14 protein-coding genes and 1 riboswitch are annotated in these 18,221 nt (G+C 70.8%); of the genes, 9 read left to right on the top strand and 5 right to left on the bottom strand.

Annotation, left to right across the window (positions count from 1 at the left end; translation table 11 throughout):
• Nucleotides 1-109: 109 nt before the first annotated feature.
• Together HHX37_RS27715 and HHX37_RS27710 are read right to left on the bottom strand one after the other, a co-directional pair.
• Entirely contained in the window at nucleotides 110-538 is a 429-nt protein-coding gene (locus HHX37_RS27715; RefSeq protein WP_182887346.1) for a hypothetical protein, read from the bottom strand.
• A gap of 33 nt (nucleotides 539-571) precedes the next feature.
• Nucleotides 572-1,084, bottom strand: a complete 513-nt coding sequence (locus HHX37_RS27710) for a DUF2231 domain-containing protein (protein WP_182882307.1) — start codon at nucleotides 1,082-1,084, stop codon at nucleotides 572-574.
• Nucleotides 1,085-1,215: 131 nt separating this feature from the next.
• Between HHX37_RS27710 and HHX37_RS27705 the strand changes: the two genes are divergently transcribed.
• The 3 genes from HHX37_RS27705 (at nucleotide 1,216) to HHX37_RS27695 (ending at nucleotide 6,019) form a co-directional block, all read left to right on the top strand.
• Nucleotides 1,216-1,923, top strand: coding sequence for a helix-turn-helix transcriptional regulator (locus HHX37_RS27705; protein WP_220503210.1), 708 nt, complete (start codon nucleotides 1,216-1,218; stop codon nucleotides 1,921-1,923).
• A gap of 487 nt (nucleotides 1,924-2,410) precedes the next feature.
• Entirely contained in the window at nucleotides 2,411-5,311 is a 2,901-nt protein-coding gene (locus HHX37_RS27700; RefSeq protein ID WP_182887344.1) for a lectin, read from the top strand.
• 219 nt (nucleotides 5,312-5,530) lie between these two features.
• A complete protein-coding gene (locus HHX37_RS27695) occupies nucleotides 5,531-6,019 on the top strand; it encodes a GNAT family N-acetyltransferase (protein WP_182887343.1) in 489 nt (162 codons plus the stop codon).
• Nucleotides 6,020-6,081: 62 nt separating this feature from the next.
• Here the strand turns inward: HHX37_RS27695 and HHX37_RS27690 are convergent, their stop codons facing one another.
• The 3 genes from HHX37_RS27690 to HHX37_RS27680 all read right to left on the bottom strand — a co-directional run bounded on the left by HHX37_RS27690 (nucleotide 6,082) and on the right by HHX37_RS27680 (nucleotide 8,488).
• Nucleotides 6,082-7,341, bottom strand: coding sequence for an RNA polymerase sigma factor (locus HHX37_RS27690; protein ID WP_182887342.1), 1,260 nt, complete (start codon nucleotides 7,339-7,341; stop codon nucleotides 6,082-6,084).
• 77 nt (nucleotides 7,342-7,418) lie between these two features.
• Nucleotides 7,419-7,793: a YciI family protein gene (locus HHX37_RS27685; protein ID WP_182875052.1), complete on the bottom strand. Its 375-nt coding sequence runs from the start codon at nucleotides 7,791-7,793 to the stop codon at nucleotides 7,419-7,421.
• Nucleotides 7,794-7,831: 38 nt separating this feature from the next.
• On the bottom strand, nucleotides 7,832-8,488 hold the full coding sequence (locus HHX37_RS27680; RefSeq protein ID WP_182887341.1) for a DUF998 domain-containing protein: 657 nt from the start codon (nucleotides 8,486-8,488) through the stop codon (nucleotides 7,832-7,834).
• Between the two features lie 328 nt (nucleotides 8,489-8,816).
• On the opposite strand from HHX37_RS27680, the gene HHX37_RS27675 reads away from it, so the two are divergent.
• The 6 genes from HHX37_RS27675 (at nucleotide 8,817) to HHX37_RS27650 (ending at nucleotide 18,221) form a co-directional block, all read left to right on the top strand.
• A complete protein-coding gene (locus HHX37_RS27675; RefSeq protein WP_182882312.1) occupies nucleotides 8,817-9,215 on the top strand; it encodes a DoxX family protein in 399 nt (132 codons plus the stop codon).
• Nucleotides 9,212-10,123 carry an RNA polymerase sigma factor SigJ gene (sigJ, locus tag HHX37_RS27670; protein WP_182887340.1) on the top strand — a complete coding sequence of 304 codons (912 nt, stop codon included), beginning with the start codon at nucleotides 9,212-9,214 and terminating at the stop codon, nucleotides 10,121-10,123. Before HHX37_RS27675 ends, sigJ begins: the two co-directional genes overlap by 4 nt.
• Before the next feature lie 113 nt (nucleotides 10,124-10,236).
• Entirely contained in the window at nucleotides 10,237-13,821 is a 3,585-nt protein-coding gene (gene dnaE, locus HHX37_RS27665) for a DNA polymerase III subunit alpha (protein WP_182882314.1), read from the top strand.
• Nucleotides 13,822-13,865: 44 nt separating this feature from the next.
• Nucleotides 13,866-15,356 carry a cobyric acid synthase gene (locus HHX37_RS27660; protein WP_182882315.1) on the top strand — a complete coding sequence of 497 codons (1,491 nt, stop codon included), beginning with the start codon at nucleotides 13,866-13,868 and terminating at the stop codon, nucleotides 15,354-15,356.
• A gap of 32 nt (nucleotides 15,357-15,388) precedes the next feature.
• Nucleotides 15,389-15,536, top strand: a riboswitch (adenosylcobalamin (AdoCbl) riboswitch).
• A 46-nt stretch (nucleotides 15,537-15,582) separates the two neighbouring features.
• Nucleotides 15,583-16,152, top strand: a complete 570-nt coding sequence (locus HHX37_RS27655; protein ID WP_182887339.1) for a histidine phosphatase family protein — start codon at nucleotides 15,583-15,585, stop codon at nucleotides 16,150-16,152.
• Nucleotides 16,149-18,221, top strand: a complete 2,073-nt coding sequence (locus tag HHX37_RS27650) for a VWA domain-containing protein (RefSeq protein ID WP_182887338.1) — start codon at nucleotides 16,149-16,151, stop codon at nucleotides 18,219-18,221. The genes HHX37_RS27655 and HHX37_RS27650 overlap by 4 nt, the downstream gene beginning before the upstream one ends.

Here is an 18,221-nt window from a genome sequence, read left to right as displayed (position 1 = left end):
GCACGGCTGGGGTCGGACCGCTCGGGCACGATGACGGTCCGCCGCCGCTCGGCGGCGGCCAGGTCCACGCGTCGCACGGCTCGTCGATCATCCGGGTGCCAGAGCGCGGTCAGCCGCCGCTCATGCCGAGCGCGGTCAGCAGCACCAGGACCACGGTGACCACTGCCAGCAGGCCGTGTCCGGCCACGATCACGACCGGGAAGTGCCGCTCGGCCGGTCCCGCCGTACCGGTGGCGCCGGGCCCGCCGGCCACCGCCGTACGGGAGCGGTAGGCGGGGATCCACCGGGCGAACATCGCGAAGCCCAGCAGCGCGACCGGCACCAGCAGGACCAGCGCGACCCACGCCAGAGCGTCGATGCCGGCGAACAGGTACACGATCCACACCACCAGCCCGGCGGCGGCCAGCGCGAAGTGACCGAAGATCAGCCCTGGTGAGAAGCGGCTGGTACGCCGGCCGCCTCTGGCGATCCAGACGCCCAGCATCACGAAGCCGCCCACTGCGGTGAGCAGCCAGGTGACGAGTGCCGCGACAGCCATGATGAGTTCTCCTCCTGTGATGGTGGATGAGGGTCAGCGCCGGAAACCGCCGGCCTGGGTGACCTCGTCGGCCACCCGTACGCCGTAGCGGTAGGCGAGCTTGCCGCCCAGGTAGCCGGAGATCGCGAGCAGCGCCAGGCCGCCCGCCGAGAGCAGCAGCGGGCCGAGCTCGACCGGGCCCGCCGCCTCGCCGGCCCGGCGCCAGAGGAAACCGGCGGCGTACGCGGCGGTGATCACGAGGTTCAGGCCCATGTGGAGCAGACCCGTGCGGAACGCCGGCGTGCCGGCCGGGATGGCGAACAGGTCGAGGAAGCCGACCGACGCCGCGGCCAGCGCGCCGAGCACGCCGATGGCGATCAGCCACTTCGAGCCCTCGGCGAGGAAGCCCGGATCGGGCGCGAACCTGGAGGCGAGGTCGAAGACCATGCTCGCCACCCAGGCCCCGATGGGCACCGTGACCAGCATCGGATGGAACGGATGACCATACGGCCCGGCCAGGACCGGGCTGACCGGTCGTTTCGCCTCGTGCAGTGCTCCATCGGCCATCGTCGACCTCCGCATGCGTCCGCTAGTTACGCCAACAAATGTTGGTCTTATTCGCTCCGGTGGTCAAGAGACTCCGCGAACTGAAGGGCTTGAGGTTTTCCGACCGCAGTCGCGGGCGTTATCGTGACCGGGTGACGACCGATCCCGCGATCACGGCGGTGGCCGCGCTCGACGACGTGCTGCGCCGGGGCATGTACGCCTACATCCGCAGGGCGCGCCGCCCGGTGACCCGTGACGAGGCCGCCGCCTCGGTCGGGATCTCCCGCAAGCTGGCCGCCTTCCACCTGGACAAACTGGTGGACGCCGGGCTGCTGCGCGCCCGTTACGAGCCGGTGGGCGGCATCCGCAAGGTCGGCCGCACGCCGAAGGTCTACGAGCCGGCCGAGACCGACATCCGCGTCACGATCCCCGAACGGCGGCACGAGGTGCTGGCCGGCATCCTCATGGATGCCGTCCTCGCGGAGGGCGAAGGCGAGAGCGCCCGTCAGTCGGCGGTCCGGGTGGCCGGCCGGCGCGGCGAAGAGCTCGGCGCCTCGGAACGCGCCCGGGCCAAGCCCGGCAGGCTCGGCGCGGAACGCGCCCTCACGCTGCTCGAAGCCCTGCTGTCGCGGCACGGCTTCGAGCCCAGCCGGGAGTCCGCCACCTGCGTACGGCTGCGCAACTGCCCGTTCCATCCGCTCGCGGCGCGGGCCCCCGAACTGGTCTGCGGGATCAACCACGCCTTCCTCGACGGCGTGCTCACCGGCCTGGAGGCCGCGAAGGTGCAGGCCGTCCTGGTGCCCCGGCCGGGAGAGTGCTGCGTCGAGCTGCGCTCCTCCCCCCAGGGCGACCGGCCCTGACCGGCGCGGCCGCCGTACCGTCGCTCGCGTGCGGTCAGGCGACGCGTGTGCGACTGATCGGAGCCGGTCGAAGCGGTGGCCCGATGTCTTGAACAGCCGGGCAGCCAATCAGCCTGGTGCCGTCCCGCTTCGAGTAGCCGATCATTCACTGAACGGTACATCCGAGGTCTCCGCCATCCCGGCGCACCCCCTGTACCGTGAATCCAGGCGCGACCTGGGGATTCATCTGCGGATTCCGATCTCGACGTAGCGGTGACACCAGAGTTCCGGAAGGCGAACTGATCGGGTGTATTGACGGACGTGACCGCGCTGAATAGCTTCGCGACCAGGAAACGATCCGCCTCGACATCGACAACGCTCCGGCAGCCGCAAGGACTTCTCGGAGTGCGAGGCCGCCCCTGACCTCGGATGTTAGCGCTCACACGATCGAGGCGACGCCGCTGCTCGGCCGCCACCGCGGCCAAGCTCGCACCCCCCAGGAGGATCGTTGCAATCCCCCCGAGACTTACGCAGGAAGGCATTACTCGCCGTGATGGCCGCCGCGCTGGCGGCGGTGCTGGCGGCCGTGCCGCCATGGGTGGCGCCGGCGTCGGCGGCGGCGTCCTCGCTGGTCAGCGCCGCCTCGGGCCGATGCCTGGATGTGGCGGGAAACACCGACGCGACGGGCACCGCCCTGCAGATCTGGGACTGCAACGGTCAGGCCAACCAGGCGTTCGAGTTCACCTCGGCCGGTGAGCTCCGGACGTTCAACGGTACGCGGTGCGTGGACGCCAACGCCGGAGGGACCTCGCCGGGCACGAAAGTGATCATCTGGTCGTGCAGCGGGCAGAACAACCAGAAGTGGCGGCAGAACGCCGACGGGTCGGTCACCGGCGTGCAGTCGGGGCTGTGCCTGGACGTGAACGGCAACGGCACGGCCAACGGGACCGCGGTCATCCTCTGGACCTGCAGCGGCCAGGCCAACCAGAAGTGGAGCACCGCCGGAGGCAGCCCCAGCCCGTCGCCGTCACCCAGCCCGTCGCCATCTGCGTCGCCCAGTGTTTCACCGTCCGCGTCGCCCAGCGTGTCGCCGTCGAGCAGCCCGCCGCCCGGCTCGAACTCACGACAGAAGATCAACTTTGACCGGGGATGGCGGTTCAAGCGTTCGGACGCGTCCGGCGCCCAGAACACCGACTTCGACGACTCCAGATGGGTCCCCGTGGCGTTGCCCCACGACTTCGACGCCCCGTACAACGTGGGCGGCTCCACCGGCGGGCAGAACTTCTACGTGGGTCTGGGCTGGTATCGCAAGCACTTCACCGTTCCCTCGTCCTGGGCCGGCAGGCGCGTCGAACTCGAGTCCGAGGGCGCCTTCGCCATCACCGACGTGTGGGTCAACGGAACCAAGACAGGCACGCATCGGGGCGGCTACACGGGCTTCGCCTTCGACATCACCGGCGCGCTCCGGACCGGCGACAACGTGATATCGGTACGCGTGGACAACCGCTGGCAGCCGGACCTCGCCCCACGGACGGGTGACCACCAGTTCAGCGGCGGCCTCTACCGCGACGTCTACCTGAACGTCACCGACAACGTCCACGTGACGTGGTACGGCAGCTCCGTCACCACGCCCGCGCTCACCAACCCGGCCTGGGACACGAGCAACGCCGCGTACTACAGGAACATCGACCTGTCGCAGTACCCGAGCGAGACCGACCTGCGCGCGAACATCGCCGCCCGCCGCTCGAACGTCAGAACGCAGACGGAGGTCCGCAACGACGGTTCCGCCGCGGTCGACGTGTACGCCCGCCAGGAGGTGCGCAAGCAGGGGTCGGTCGGTGTGCTGGCGACGTTCGACTCGCCCGTACGGACGCTCGGCGCCGCGACCACCACGACGCTCGACGCGCTGAGCGGACCGCTCTCGAACACCTCCGCCATGCTGCAGGGCCTCGATCTCTGGGCGCCGAACAACCCGGCGCTCTACACCGTGACCACCTCTCTGGTGGTCGACCACACTCCGGACGGGGCGGTGAACGACGGCACCGTCGTCGACGGCTACGACACCACGTTCGGCTTCCGCAGCGCGCAGTGGAAGGTGGACGGCTTCTACCTCAACGGTGTCAAGACGCTGCTCGTCGGGGCGGACGCGCACCAGGACCACGGTGGCTGGAGCAACGCCGTCACCAACTCGGGTTTCGACCGCGACGTCCGCTACATCCGTGAGGCCGGCATGAACTTCATCCGGGGCTCGCACTATCCGCACGACCCGTCCTTCGCGGACTCCACGGACAGGCTCGGCGTCATGCTCTGGTCCGAGGCCACCTTCTGGGCGACCGCGACCGCCGGCAAGGAGCCCACGCCGACCGGAACCGTCAACGACTACCAGGCGGACGGCTACCCGCAGAAGGCGGCCAACCAGGCGGCCTTCGAACAGAGCGCCATGGACGGCCTCCGCGACATGATCCGGGTCAACCGCAACCACCCCTCGATCATCAACTGGTCGATGGGCAACGAGGTGTTCTTCACGTCCTCATCCACCCTGAACAACGCCAAGGCGCTGGTGAGCAGGATGCGCGACTACGCGCACCAGCTCGACCCGACGCGCAAGGCGGGGCTGGGCGGCGTGCAACGCAGCTCGCTCGACCAGCTCTCGGTCAGTGACGTCGCCGGCTACAACGGTGACGGCGGGAAGATCACCAACACGTGGATGCCGAACGTCGTCTCGGAGTACGGGTCGTACACCTCCGACCGGCCCGGTACGTACAACCCGACGTACGGCGACGTCGCGGATCCGTCCGACGGCACCAGGTTCAAGCTCACCACCGGAAGCGCCGGGCTGGCCATCTGGGCGGCCTTCGACCACGGCACGATCATGAGCGCCGCCTTCGCCCGCATGGGCATGATCGACTACTACCGGCTGCCGAAGGACCAGTGGTACTGGTACCGGGCCAACAAGTCGCGATGGTCGGGCCTCACCAACATCGCCGACCCTGCGCAGGTGGCCCGCGAACAGGCCGCGAGCGGGACGGCGGCCCGGATGACGCTGGAGGCGGGGAGGTACTCGCCGACGACCATCACTGACGACGGCACCACGGACACCCAGCTCGTGGTGACGATGCGGAACTCGTCGGGCGCCTGGGTCAACGACACCCGCGCCGTCACGCTGACCGTCACCAGCGGTCCGGGAATCCTGCCCGGCGGCAAGTCGTACACCTTCACGCCGAACGTCTCGGCCTTCAACGGGAAGGCGGCGATCGAGTTCCGGTCCTACTACGCCGGCACGACCACCATCACGGCGAGGTCCTCGGGCCTGCCCGACGCCACCATCACGATCACGACCAGCGACACGGCCGGAGCGGCGGGCGAGACCGAGCCCGCCAACTTCGGCAACGCGTCCCTCTGGAACTGAGTCGCCTCCTACCCGGTCGATTCCCGGCGGGAAACCGCCGGGAACCGGCCCGGCCCCATGCCCGTGCCCCCCACTCCTTTTCCGGAGCCGGCTTGACACCGATCGGTTTATCCTCAGGCCGGTGGCGGGGAGCGGGCGACCGCGAAGCCGTGCGGTAGAGGTGCCGGGCTTTACACCGGCTGTGTGCCCAGTCAGGGCGATCAGGGGGAACCACGGAGAATGCTGATCAGAGAGGCCCACACGTCCGACTGGCCTGCCATTTGGCCCTTCTTCCACCGCATCGTGGCCGCGGGGGAAACCTTCACTTATCCCGTGGATTTGGGGAGGGAGGAGGGGCGCGACTGGTGGCTGTTGCCCGAGCCGAACCGCACGGTGGTCGCCGTGGACGACTCCGGCACGATTCTGGGCACGGCCAAGATGAACCGCAACCACATGGGCAACGCCGGACACATCGCCAGTGCCAGTTTCATGGTCGACCCGGCTCACGAGGGGCGGGGAGTGGGCCGTGCGCTCGGCGAGTACGCGGTGGATTGGGCGCGGGCGGCCGGCTTCCGGGCCATGCAGTTCAACGCGGTCGTGGAGACCAACGTGCGCGCGGTGGGACTGTACCGTTCGCTCGGATTCGAGGTGCTGGGCACCTTGCCGGAGGGTTTCCGCCACCCCGTGCGCGGCTACGTGGGTCTGCACATCATGCACCGCGCCCTGTGAGTCCGCCCCCATCACGACGTCGCAGGTCGTGACCGGGCCTCGGAACGTCCCTGTGGAGCGGGTCAGGCCGAGAGGGCGGTGGCGCGGCCGAGGAACAGGTCGCGCTCGCGTGCGTTCCGGGTCAGCTCGGCGGCGCGGCGGAACTCGGCGGCCGCCTCCTCGGACCGGCCGAGCCTGGCCAGCAGATCCCCGCGTACAGCGGGCAGGTGCGCGTACCCGCGCAGGGCGTGCTCGCCCCTGAGGCCGTCGGCGATCTCCAGGCCGCGCGCGGGCCCGTACGCCATGCCGACCGCGACCGCCCGGTTCAGCTCGACGACGGGCGACGGGGTGAGGTGGGCCAGCAGCCGGTAGAGGGCGGCGATGCGTTCCCAGTCGGTGGCCTGCGGGGTGAGCGCGCGGGCGTGGCACGCGGCGATGGCCGCCTGCAGCCCGTACGGCCCGAGCGTGCCCAGTTCCTCGGCGCGGCGCAGCGCCTCCAGGCCGCGGCGCACCAGGAGCCGGTCCCAGCGGCCCCGGTCCTGGTCGAGCAGGAGGACGGGCGCGCCGTCGGGGGCGGTTCTGGCCGGAATGCGCGACGCCTGAAGTTCCATGAGCGCGAGCAGGCCGTGCACCTCGGGTTCGGCGGGCATCAGGCCGGCCAGGACACGCCCGAGGCGCATGGCCTCCTGGCACAGCGACGGGCGGATCCAGTCGTCGCCGGAGGTCGCGGCGTACCCCTCGTTGAAGATCAGGTAGACGACCTCCAGGAGGGAGGCCAGCCGCGCCGGGAGCTCGGCGGGCGGCGGCAGCTCGATCGGGATCTTCTTGTCGGCGAGCGTGCGCTTCGCGCGGGAGATGCGCTGCCCGACCGTGGGCTCGGGCACGAGGAAGGCGCGGGCGATCTCGGCGGTGGACAGGCCGCCGAGCAGGCGGAGGGTGAGCGCGAGCCGGCCTTCGGCGGGGAGCGCTGGATGGCAGGCGGTGAAGATCAGGCGGAGCAGGTCGTCGCCGATGTGGTCGTCGAGGGCGTCGTCGAGCTCGGCTTCCGCCGACTCCTGGCGGAGCTCCATGTCCCGGCCGATCTCCCGCAGCTTGCGCTGGTAGATGTCGCGACGGCGGAACCGGTCGAGGGCCCGGTGCTTCGCGGTGAGCGTCAGCCAGGCCCCCGGATTGTCCGGCACTCCCTTACGGGGCCACTCTTCGAGCGCGGCCACCAGCGCGTCCTGCGCCAGCTCCTCGGCCAGCCCGATGTCGTTCACCATGCGGGCCAGGGCGGCGATGACGCGGGCGGACTCGATCCGCCACACCGCCTCCACCGCCCGGTGCGGATCAGGTGACGTCATGCGTCCTGCATACCGCATCCGGCCGCGGAGCGACGTCCGCGGCCGGGTACGGAGACAGGTGCGGGGACAGGGACAGTTCAGGCGGGTGCGGCGAAGTCCTCGGGCCCGAACAGCCGCAGCACGTCCGCCTCGCCCTCCCATCCAGGCCACAGGTCGCGGTGCAGCTTCAGGAAGCGGGTGGCCCATTCCACGGCCTCCTCCTTGCTCCGCACCTCGTACAGCGCGTAGCTGATCAGCTCCTTGGCCTCGGCGAACGGCCCGTCGCTGACGACCAGCCGGCCGCCGGCGACCTCGACTCTCGCCCCCTCGGCGCTGCCCGCCAGGCCGCTGGTGTCGAGCAGGGTCCCGGCCTCGGTGGCCTCCTGGCCGAGTTTGACGATGGCCTCCATGAGGTCGGCCGGCGGCGGCCCGTCGGGCTGGGCGGCGACCTTGAGGGTGACCAGGTATCGCATCGTGAACTGCCTTTCTCTAGAAAATTGAGGGTGGAAGGTCAGGCGGCTTCGCGGGACAGGTCCAGCGACACCAGCGACAGCCAGGTCCAGACCGCCACGATGCCGGCGACGAACATCAGGTTCGTCCAGGCGGCGGCGCCGCCGGCCGCGATGCCGGCGAACGAGCCGAGGAACAGGATGCCCGTGACACGGGAGTGCAGGGCGCTGCCGCCGCGACCCTCACGGGCCTGCCGCGAGGCGACGACGTGGCAGGCCGCCGCCATGCACAGGAACCCGACGCCCCCGACCGCCATGTGCAGGGTCCCCGAGAGGGTGACGGCTCCCGGCCCCTCCGGAGTGCCGGCGGGGAAGCCCATGGCGGGGTCGGCGGGGAAGATCGCCGCGCCGATCATGCTCGCGCCGAACACGCCGACCAGGATCGGCGCCCACCGGGCTGCCCGTCCGGGCGCCAGGGCGCGGCGCAGGCCGACGGCGGCGGCGATCGTGGCCAGGCCGGTGAGGACGAAGTTGGCCGTCTGGATCCAGCCGAGATCGCCGTTGGCGAGGTAGCTCCACGGATGGCGGGCCAGGTCGAATCCCTCCCGGGTGAGCGCCTGGGCCATGGCGACGGTCACGTACGAAGGACCGGCGACGACGCCGCAGCCGAGGAGCAGGCGCTGGGCGGAGACCGGCCGGGAGAAAGCGATCTGGGTCATGGTGGTCGTCACCTCGTGTCGGCGGGGCCGGCCCGTCCGGCCCTCTGGACACGCTGCGAACGAGCCGGGCCGGTTTCGACACACGTCCAGAAGATTTTTCAAGATTTTTCCTGACCCGCGCTCACGGCGCGGATCGGGCCTTCTCCGCGGCCCTTCCGGCATCCCTGGATCGGGCCGTTCTCGCGGCCCTTCAGGCAGCACCGTCCCGTGTTCCGGCCGGGACGTCACACTTGCCCCCCGCCGGTCCTCTCAGGAGTCATGACCGTTCCCGTACGCGTACAGTGGGCGAGCCGTCGTCCGGCGGCTCGTCGCCACGAATGAGCCTTCGATGCCGACCGCCTATGTCGTCACCGCTCTGGTGACCATCGCCTTCAACACGTTCTCCGGGGTCGCGGCCATGACCCGGCTCGCGCCGATCATGCGTACCCTCGGCCCCGCGCTCGCCCGAGCCGGCGTGCCGGAGTCGTGGCTGGTCTGGCCGATCGGCGCGCTCAAGGCCCTGGGCGCGCTGGGACTCGCGCTCGGGCTGCTCGGCGTGCCCCTCGTCGGCACGGCCGCCGCCGCGGGCCTCGTCCTCTACTTCGTCTGCGCCCTCTACACCCATCTGCGCGTCCGCGACTTCTCCCCCCAGTTCTTCCTGGCGGTCGTGTTCCTCGTCCTGGCGGTCGCCACACTGGCGCTCGATCCCGCTCTCGTGCTGCACCTGTCCCGGCGAGGAGTCGCATGATGGGCGAAACCCCCGCGGCCGAGGCGTTCGCCGGCCACCGCGAGTTGCTGTTCTCCATCGTCTACAACATGCTCGGCACGGTCGGCGACACCGAGGACGTGCTCCAGGAGACCTGGCTGGCGTGGGCGGCACGAGACGTGACCGGCATCGCCAACCCCCGGGCGTACCTGGTGCGGGTCGCGGTCAACCAGGCCCTCGCCCACCAGAACGCGTTGCGCCGGCGCAAGGAGACCTACCTGGGCCCGTGGCTGCCGGAACCGCTGGTCACCGGTCCCGACGCCGCCGAGCCCACCGTACGCGGGGAGTCGGTGTCGATCGCGCTGCTGGTGGTCCTGGAGACGCTCACCCCGCTGGAGCGGGCCGTGTTCGTCCTGCACGAGGTGTTCGCCTACCGGCACACCGAGATCGCCGCCATGCTCGATCGCGGCCCGGCCGCGATCCGGCAGATCGCCCATCGGGCGCGCGAACACGTGCGGGCGCGGCGCCCGCGCGCCCGGGTCGACCGGCGTACGCACCGGGAGGTGACCGAGCGCTTCGTCGCGGCGGCGTTCGGCGGTGACCTGCCCGCGCTGATGGAGATGCTCGCGCCCGACGTCGTCCTGTGGCCCGACGGCGGAGGCAGGTCGGCGGTGGGCGGGCCGCGGCCGGTCCGCGGCCGCGACAAGGTCGCCCGAGTGGTGGTGGCCAACGCGCGCGGCGGCGTGGACGTCCGGTATCACCAGGTCAACGGCGATCCCTCGGTGGTGGTCTTCGCCGAGGACGCGCCCCTCGCGGTGATGGTGCTCGATCTCGAATCCGGCGGGGAGCAGGTGCGCGACATCTACGTGGTCAGCAACCCCGACAAGCTCGGATCCGTCCCCGGCCACGTCCCCGAGGGAGGCTCGGAACCCCCCGCACGACGCTCCTGACGGTTCTCCAGCACCAGGGATCACTCGTTTCGAGATGAGCCACGACAGCCCCTTCGGGCTCTCGATAGAGTTGGAGCTCTGCTCGCCCCTCCACGAAAGGCCAGAGATCACCAGTGGCTGATTCGTTCGTTCACCTGCATGTTCACACCGAGTACTCCATGCTGGACGGAGCGGCGAAGATCGGCAAGCTGGCCCAGCGGGCGGCAGAGCTGGGCATGCCCGCGATCGCGATGAGCGACCACGGCAACATGTTCGGCGCCTACGAGTTCCAGTCGAAGATGAAGTCGGCCGGGGTCAAGCCGATCATCGGCATCGAGGGGTACGTCAGCCCCGAATCCCGCCACTACAAGCAGCCGGTGTTCTGGGGAGAGCCCCACCAGCGCAAGTCCGACGAGCGCACCGGCCTCGGCGGTGACGTGTCGGCCAGCGGCACCTATCTGCACAAGACGATGTGGGCGGTCAACGCCCAGGGTCTGCGGAACCTGTTCAGGATCTCGTCGCTGGCCTCCCTCGAAGGCCACATGAAGAAGTACCCCCGCATGGACGACGACCTGTTCGAGCAGTACCACGAGGGGATCGTCGCCACCACGGGCTGCCCGTCCGGCGCGGTGCAGACGCGGCTCCGGCTCGGGCAGTACGACAAGGCGCTGGAACACGCCGCCAAGTACCAGGAGATCTTCGGGCGGGACAACTACTTCCTGGAGATCATGGACCACGGGGGGATCCCGATCGAGACGGGGGTCCGCGAGGACCTGCTGCGGATCGGCAAGACCCTCGGCATCCCGCCCCTGGTCACCAACGACTCCCACTACGTCACCGAGGACCAGTCCAAGGCCCACGACGCGCTGCTCTGCGTCGGCACGAACTCCCTGCTCAGCGATCCCAGCCGGTTCCGCTTCTCCGGCAACGGCTACTACGTGCGCACCGCCGAGGAGATGTGGGCGCTCGACCCGGGCTCCGACCTGTGGGCCGAGGGCTGCAAGAACACGCTGCTGATCGCCGAGCGGGTCGAGCCGTACGACGAGGTGTTCGCCCACCGCGACCTCGCGGCCAAGTTCCCGGTCCCCGAAGGGGAGACCGAGATGAGCTGGCTGCGCAAGGAGGCGCACAGCGGCGCGGTGCGACGCTACGGCGACCCCGTGCCGGCCGAGGTGCTGGAGCGCATCGAGTACGAGCTCGGCGTCATCGAGGGCATGGGCTTTCCCGGCTACTTCCTCGTCGTCGCGGACATCTGCCGCTACGCCCGGGAGAGCGGCATCTGGCTCGGCCCGGGCCGCGGATCGGCCACCGGGTCGATGGTGGCCTACGTGACCGGGATCACCGAGCTCGACCCCATCGAGCACTCCCTGCTGTTCGAGCGGTTCCTGAACCCCGAGCGCATCTCCATGCCCGACGTCGACCTCGACTTCGACGAGCGTAGGCGCGGTGACATGATCCGTTATGTCACGGAGAAGTATGGCGAGGACAACGTCTCGCTGATCATCACCTACATGACGATCAAATCGAAGGCGGCGGTCAAGGACGCGGCTCGCGTCCTGGGCTACCCCTTCCCGGTGGGCGAGAAGATCACCAAGGCGTTCCCGCCGGCCGTCATGGGCAAGGAGATCCCGCTCACCGGCATCTTCGACGAGAAGCACCCCCGGTTCGCCGAGGCGACCGAGCTGCGGAAGCTCTACGAGGAAGACTCCGACGTCAAGCAGGTCATCGACACCGCGCTCGGCCTCGAAGGACTGACCCGGGGCACCGGCGTCCACGCGGCGGGCGTCATCCTGTCGTCGCAGCCGCTGATCGACGTCATGCCGATCTTCATGCGCCCCGACGACGGCGCCCGCATCACCGGCTTCGACGGGCCCAGCTCCGAGTCCATGGGCGCCCTGAAGATGGACTTCCTGGGCCTGCGGAACCTGACCGTCATCGGCGACGCGGTGCAGAACGTGAAGGACAACCGCGGCCTCGACCTGGACATGCTCAGCCTCGCGCTGGACGACAAGAAGACCTACGAGCTGCTGGCGCGCGGCGACACGCTCGGCGTGTTCCAGCTCGACAGCTCGATGATGCGGGATCTCACCAAGCTGATCGCCCCGACCCGGTTCGAGGACATCTCGTCCATCCTGGCCCTGGGCCGCCCCGGCCCGATGGGGGCGAACGCGCACGTCAACTACGCGCTGCGCAAGGCCGGGCAGCAGGAGATCACCCCGATCCACCCCTCGCTCAAGGAAGTGCTCGACCCGATCCTCGGCACCACCTACCACCTGGTGGTCTACCAGGAGCAGGTCATGGCCATCGCCCAGCAGCTGGCCGGCTACACCCTCGGTGGCGCCGACATCCTGCGCCGGGCGATGGGCAAGAAGAAGAAGGAGGAGATGGACAAGCAATGGGCCACCTTCTCCTCCGGCATGGTCGCCAAGGGCTACACCGAGGAAGCGGCGAAGGCCGTCTGGGACGTGCTGGAGCCGTTCAGCTCCTACGGCTTCAACAAGTCCCACACCGCCGGCTACGGACTCGTCTCCTACTGGACGGCCTACCTCAAGGCCAACTACCCGGCCGAGTACATGGCCGCCCTGCTGACCTCGGTCGGCACGAACAAGGACCGCATGGCCCTCTACCTGGCCGAGTGCCGCCGGATGAAGCTCAAGGTCCTGCCGCCCGACGTCAACGAGTCGGGCCTGCGCTTCTCCGCCGTCGGGGAGGACGTCCGCTTCGGACTGGGCGCGATCCAGAACGTCGGGGAGAACGCCATCAAGGGCATCATCTCCGCGCGCCGCGAGAAGGGCGCCTACACCGACTTCAACGACTTCCTGACCAAGGTCCCCCAGGTCGTCTGCAACAAGCGCACCATTGAATCCCTGATCAAGGCCGGAGCGTTCGACGGCCTCGGGCACACCCGCCAGGGGCTGATCCAGATCCACGACCAGGCCGTGGACGCCGTGATCGACGTCAAGCGCAAGGAGGCCCTCGGCCAGGACTCGCTGTTCGGCGCGTTCGACGACGACAGCGGGGCGGGCAGCGTCTTCCACATCTCCGTTCCCGAAGGGGAATGGGACAAGAAGACGAAGTTGTCCTTCGAACGGGAGATGCTCGGCCTCTACGTCTCCGATCACCCGCTCAACGGCGCCGAACGCATCCTCGAACGCAACCGGGACCTGACCATCGCCCAGGTGCTGGACGGTCAGGCCGGGGCGGGGAACGTCCGCATCGCCGGCATCATCTCGGGCGTCGACAAGAAGGTCACCAAGAAGGGCGACGTCTGGGCCATCCTCAAGATCGAGGACCACGACGGCTCCATCGAGGTGCCCTGCTTCCCGCAGACCTACCAGCTGTACGGCACCAACCTCGCCCCCGACCTGGTCGTCGCCGTCACCGGCCGGATCCGCTCACGCGGCGACGGCGACGAGGCGACGATCTCCTTCAACGCCACCGACATCACGTTCCTCGACATCTCCGGCATCCAGGACGACGGCCGCGAACCCATCGTGATCGCCCTCCGCGAGGAGCGTGTCAACAGGGAGCTCGTCCACGAGCTCAAGCGGATCCTGACCGTCCACCCCGGCGAGACCCCCGTCCGGCTGCGCGTGGAGCGGCTCAACCGGAAGATCAACGTCGTGGAGCTGCCCGACTACGCGGTGAACATCAACAACGGCGCGTTCGCCGGCGACATCAAGGTCCTCCTGGGGGCGAACGCGCTCGTCGTGCCCTGACCGGAATTTCCCGTACGGTCCCCCGGCCGTATGCTGTCCGGCTTGTGAAGGGTGGACTGCTGGTCGCGGGGACCACGTCGGATGCCGGGAAGAGCGTGGTCACCGCCGGGATCTGCCGGTGGCTGGCCCGGCGGGGCGTGCGGGTCGCGCCGTTCAAGGCGCAGAACATGTCGCTCAACTCCTACGTGACCGCCGACGGCGCGGAGATCGGGCGGGCGCAGGCCGTGCAGGCGGCCGCCTGCGGGCTGGAGCCGACGGCCGACATGAACCCGATCCTGCTCAAGCCGGGCAGCGATCGGCGTAGCCAGGTCGTCGTACGCGGCCGGCCCGTCGCCGACGTGGACGCCATGGAGTACGGGGCCCGGCGGGATGAGCTGCGGGCCGTCGCCGTCGAGTCGTACCGGCGGCTGGCCCGCGAGTTCGACGTGGTGGTCTGCGAAGGCGCGGGCTCTCCGGCCGAGATCAACCTCCGGGCCGGGGACATCGCGAACATGGGCTTGGCCCGGGCGGCCGGGCTGCCGGTGGTCGTGGTCGGAGACATCGACCGCGGCGGGGTCTTCGCGCACATGTACGGCACGGTCGCGCTGCTGGACGCCGCCGACCAGGCGCACATCTCCGGCTTCATCGTGAACAAGTTCCGGGGCGCGCGAGAGCTGCTCGCGCCCGGGCTGGACATGATCGAGGGACTGACCGGGCGTCGCGTCTACGGCGTGCTGCCCTGGCTCGACGGGCTCTGGATGGACGTCGAGGACTCCCTGTCGCTCGACACGCGGCCGCTCGACACCCGGCCACGGGGCGCGGCGGCGGCCGGTGGTGCGCTGCGGGTGACGGTCGTGCGGTATCCGCGGATCTCGAACTTCACCGATGTGGACGCGCTGGCCGCCGAGCCGGGGGTCGTGGTCACGTTCGCCACGTCCCCGGCCGAGTGCGCGGAGGCCGACCTGCTGGTCCTGCCCGGTTCGCGGGCCACCGTGAGCGACCTCGCCTGGTTGCGGGAGACCGGGATCGCCGATGTCGTCGCCGGGAGAACGGGACCGGTGCTCGGCGTCTGCGGGGGCTACCAGATGCTCGCCCGTACCATCACCGACCAGGTCGAGTCGGGTGCCGGCACGGTCGCCGGGCTGGGACTGCTCCCGGCCGACGTCGTGTTCGCCGCCGAGAAGACGCTCGGGCGGCCGAGCGGTGAGGCGTACGGGCATCCCGTGGAGGCGTACGAGATCCACCACGGGATCGTGACGCGCGATGCCGGCGAGGAGTTCCTCGACGGCTGCCGGGTGGGGAACGTGTGGGGCACCACCTGGCACGGAGCGCTGGAGAACGACGGGTTCCGGCGGGCGTTCCTCGGTGAGGTGGCGCGGGCGGCGGGACGCGAGTTCCACGCCGGCCCCGGCGTCTCCTTCGCGGCGCTGCGAGAGGCACGGCTGGACGCGCTCGGGGACCTCGTCGAGCGGAACGTCGACACCGCCGCGTTGCTCGCGCTCATCGCGGGCGGGCCGCCCTCAGGACTGCGGGTCCTGCCGCCCGGCGCGGCCTGAGATTGTTGACGCTGATTGTCCGGAACGGGTACCGTCCGGAAGGTTTCGCGGTGACCAAGGGAAATCCGGTGAGATGCCGGTGCGGTCGCGCCACTGTATCCGGGGCATGGACCCCGGGAGCCAGGTCGCTTGGCCACCGTGACCTCGTCTGCCGGGACGCGTCATCCCTGAGGAGGCCCTTGTGAGCGACCTTCGCCCCGTCGAGCACCAGCCGCGCGGCTGAGCCGTGCTGTTCATCCGTCAGGCGGGTACGCCCGGTGCCCGGCGTGCCTGCTTCCCCATGCCCGAGGATCCCGATCCGTCGGGACTCGCCCAGGCCACGGCACAGGCCGCCGTGCTGGGCGTGCCCGGCGACGCGCTCGTCTTCGCCGCGCCGTGGCCCGCCGCCGTGGCGACCGCCCGGGCCGCGTCAGGCCGGGAACCCGTCGTGGCCGGCGCGCTCGCCGAGGCCGATTACGGGGCCTGGGCGGGCCGGCCGTTCGCGGAGGTGGCCGCGGCGGACCCCGCGGGGCTCGGCGCGTGGCTGACCGACCCTTGGGCGGTCCCCCATGGCGGGGAGAGCCTCGCCGGCATGGGCGAACGGGTGGCCGCGTGGATGGAGTCGCTCCGCGCGGACGCCGCCCGTGTGGTCGCCGTCTGCGACGCCGGGCCCATCCGGGCCGCGCTCGCGCACGCGCTCGGCCTGACCGCGACACGGGCCGCGGCCTTCGACGTCGCGCCGTTGTCCCACACCGGACTGGCCGCCGGGCACGGCGGCTGGCGGATCACGTACGTCAACCGGAAGGCCGCACCGTGAACCCTGCCTATCCCTTCAGCGCCGTCGTCGGGCTCGACGACCTGAAGCTGGCGCTGGTGCTGAACGCGGTCTCGCCCCGGGCCGGCGGCGTCCTGGTACGCGGGGAGAAGGGCACCGCGAAATCCACCATCGTCCGCGCGCTGGCCGCGCAGTTGCCCCCGGTCGCCGTGGTGGCGGGGTGCCGGTTCCACTGTGATCCGGCGGCGCCCGATCCGGGGTGTCCCGACGGGCCGCACGAGCCGGACGCAGCGTGGGTCCGGCGGCCGGCGTCGCTGGTGGAGCTTCCGGTGGGAGCCTCGGAGGATCGGCTGGCCGGGTCGCTGGACCTGGAGCGAGCGCTGACCGAAGGGGTCAAGGCCTTCGAACCCGGGCTGCTCGCGGCGGCCCATCGGGGCGTCCTGTACGTGGACGAGGTGAACCTCCTGCACGACCATCTGGTGGACCTGCTGCTCGACGCGGCGGCGCTCGGGGTCTGCTACGTGGAGCGCGAGACCGTCTCGGTACGGCATGCCGCGCGCTTCCTGCTCGTCGGAACCATGAATCCGGAGGAAGGGGAGCTCCGCCCGCAGTTGCTCGACCGGTTCGGGCTGACCGTCGAGGTGCGGGCGACCCGGGAGCCCGGCGAACGGGCGGAGGTCGTCCGGCGGCGGTTCGCGTTTGACGCCGATCCCGAGGGGTTCGCGGCTCGATGGGCTCCGGAGGAGGCCGCGCTCGCCGGGCGGATCGCGCGGGCCCGGGCCGCCCTTCCGGCGGTACGGCTGCCCGACGCTCGGCTACGGCAGATCACGGCCGTCTGCGCGGGTTTCGAGGTGGACGGTCTGCGGGCCGATCTCGTCACCGCTCATGCCGCTGTGGCGCACGCCGCCTGGCAGGGGCGGGACGTGGTGACCCGGGAGGACGTCCGGGTGGCGGCCCGGCTGGCGTTGCCGCACCGCCGTCGCCGCGATCCGTTCGACGCGCCCGGCCTGGACGAACGGCTTCTCGACGACCTGCTGGACCAGACCGAGCCCGACGGCCCCGACGACCCGGATGACCGTGAGGGGCCCGGGCGGCCGGAGGGCCCTGACGGCCCCGGCGGCCCTCCAGCCGATGGTTCACAGTCCGATGGTTCGCAGTCTGATGGTTCGCAGTCTGATGGTTCACGGTCCGGCGGCCCCGCCGCCCCATCTCCCGAAATTTCGGGAGAAGGTGGTGGTGGTCCCGCCTCCGACGCCCCTCCCGGTGACGGGGCCAGCCCCACCCCTCGGTCGGAAAACGCGCAAGGCTCCGCCCCGGAAGACGTGGCGGCGGTGGGGACCCCGTTCCGCGTACCCGTCCTCAGGGTCGCCGGAGTGGGCGAGGGCGTGGCGGGCCGGAGGTCCAGCGGCCGGGGACGCCATGGCCGCACGATCGGCGCGCGGCTCCCCGGCGGCGCCGGTCCCCGCGCGATCGATCTCCCCGCCACCCTCCTGGCGGCCGCCCCCCGTCAGGTCCTCCGGGGCAGACGCGGTCCCGGCCTGGTCCTCAGGCGGGACGACCTCCGCGAGCCCGTCCGCGAGGGCCGCGAAGGCAACCTCGTGCTGTTCGTCGTCGACGCCAGCGGCTCGATGGGGGCGCGCAGGCGGATGACGGCTGTCAAGACGGCCGTGCTGAGCCTCCTGCTGGACGCCTACCAGCGCAGGGACAAGGTGGGCCTGGTCGTCTTCCGCGGCCGGGGCGCGACCGTGGCGCTCCCCCCGACCTCCTCGGTGGAGGCGGGCGCGGCCCGGCTCCGCTCGCTCCCGACGGGGGGACGCACCCCCCTGGCCGAGGGACTCGCGACGGCGGCGGAGGTGCTCCGCGTGGAGCGGATGCGTGACCCGGACCGCCGCCCCCTCCTGGTCGTCGTGACGGACGGCCGCGCGACCTCCGGCGGGGACGTGACCCGCGCGGCCACCGCGCTCGCGGGGGTGACCTCGGTCGTCGTCGACTGCGAGAGCGGGCCGGTCCGCCTGGGCCTGGCGGGCGCGCTGGCCCTCCGGCTGGGCGCACGGGTGCTCCCGCTGGAGTCGCTGGGCGATCTCGTGCCGAAGCGAAGGAAGGCGGGCTGA

The organism is Microbispora sp. H10885 (assembly GCF_014161415.1).
In the GTDB taxonomy this organism is placed as follows: Bacteria; Actinomycetota; Actinomycetes; order Streptosporangiales; family Streptosporangiaceae; genus Microbispora; species Microbispora triticiradicis.
This window is presented reverse-complemented; position numbering and strand designations above follow the sequence as displayed.

What these genes read in the sequence shown, in the direction of transcription:
- sigJ (WP_182887340.1), top strand. Translation starts at nt 9,212, where the DNA reads ATGATGGGCGAAACCCCCGCGGCCGAGGCGTTCGCCGGCCACCGCGAG.
- HHX37_RS27680 (WP_182887341.1), bottom strand. Translation starts at nt 8,488, where the DNA reads ATGACCCAGATCGCTTTCTCCCGGCCGGTCTCCGCCCAGCGCCTGCTC.
- HHX37_RS27715 (WP_182887346.1), bottom strand. Translation starts at nt 538, where the DNA reads ATGGCTGTCGCGGCACTCGTCACCTGGCTGCTCACCGCAGTGGGCGGC.
- HHX37_RS27685 (WP_182875052.1), bottom strand. Translation starts at nt 7,793, where the DNA reads ATGCGATACCTGGTCACCCTCAAGGTCGCCGCCCAGCCCGACGGGCCG.
- HHX37_RS27710 (WP_182882307.1), bottom strand. Translation starts at nt 1,084, where the DNA reads ATGGCCGATGGAGCACTGCACGAGGCGAAACGACCGGTCAGCCCGGTC.
- HHX37_RS27690 (WP_182887342.1), bottom strand. Translation starts at nt 7,341, where the DNA reads ATGACGTCACCTGATCCGCACCGGGCGGTGGAGGCGGTGTGGCGGATC.
- HHX37_RS27695 (WP_182887343.1), top strand. Translation starts at nt 5,531, where the DNA reads ATGCTGATCAGAGAGGCCCACACGTCCGACTGGCCTGCCATTTGGCCC.
- HHX37_RS27675 (WP_182882312.1), top strand. Translation starts at nt 8,817, where the DNA reads ATGCCGACCGCCTATGTCGTCACCGCTCTGGTGACCATCGCCTTCAAC.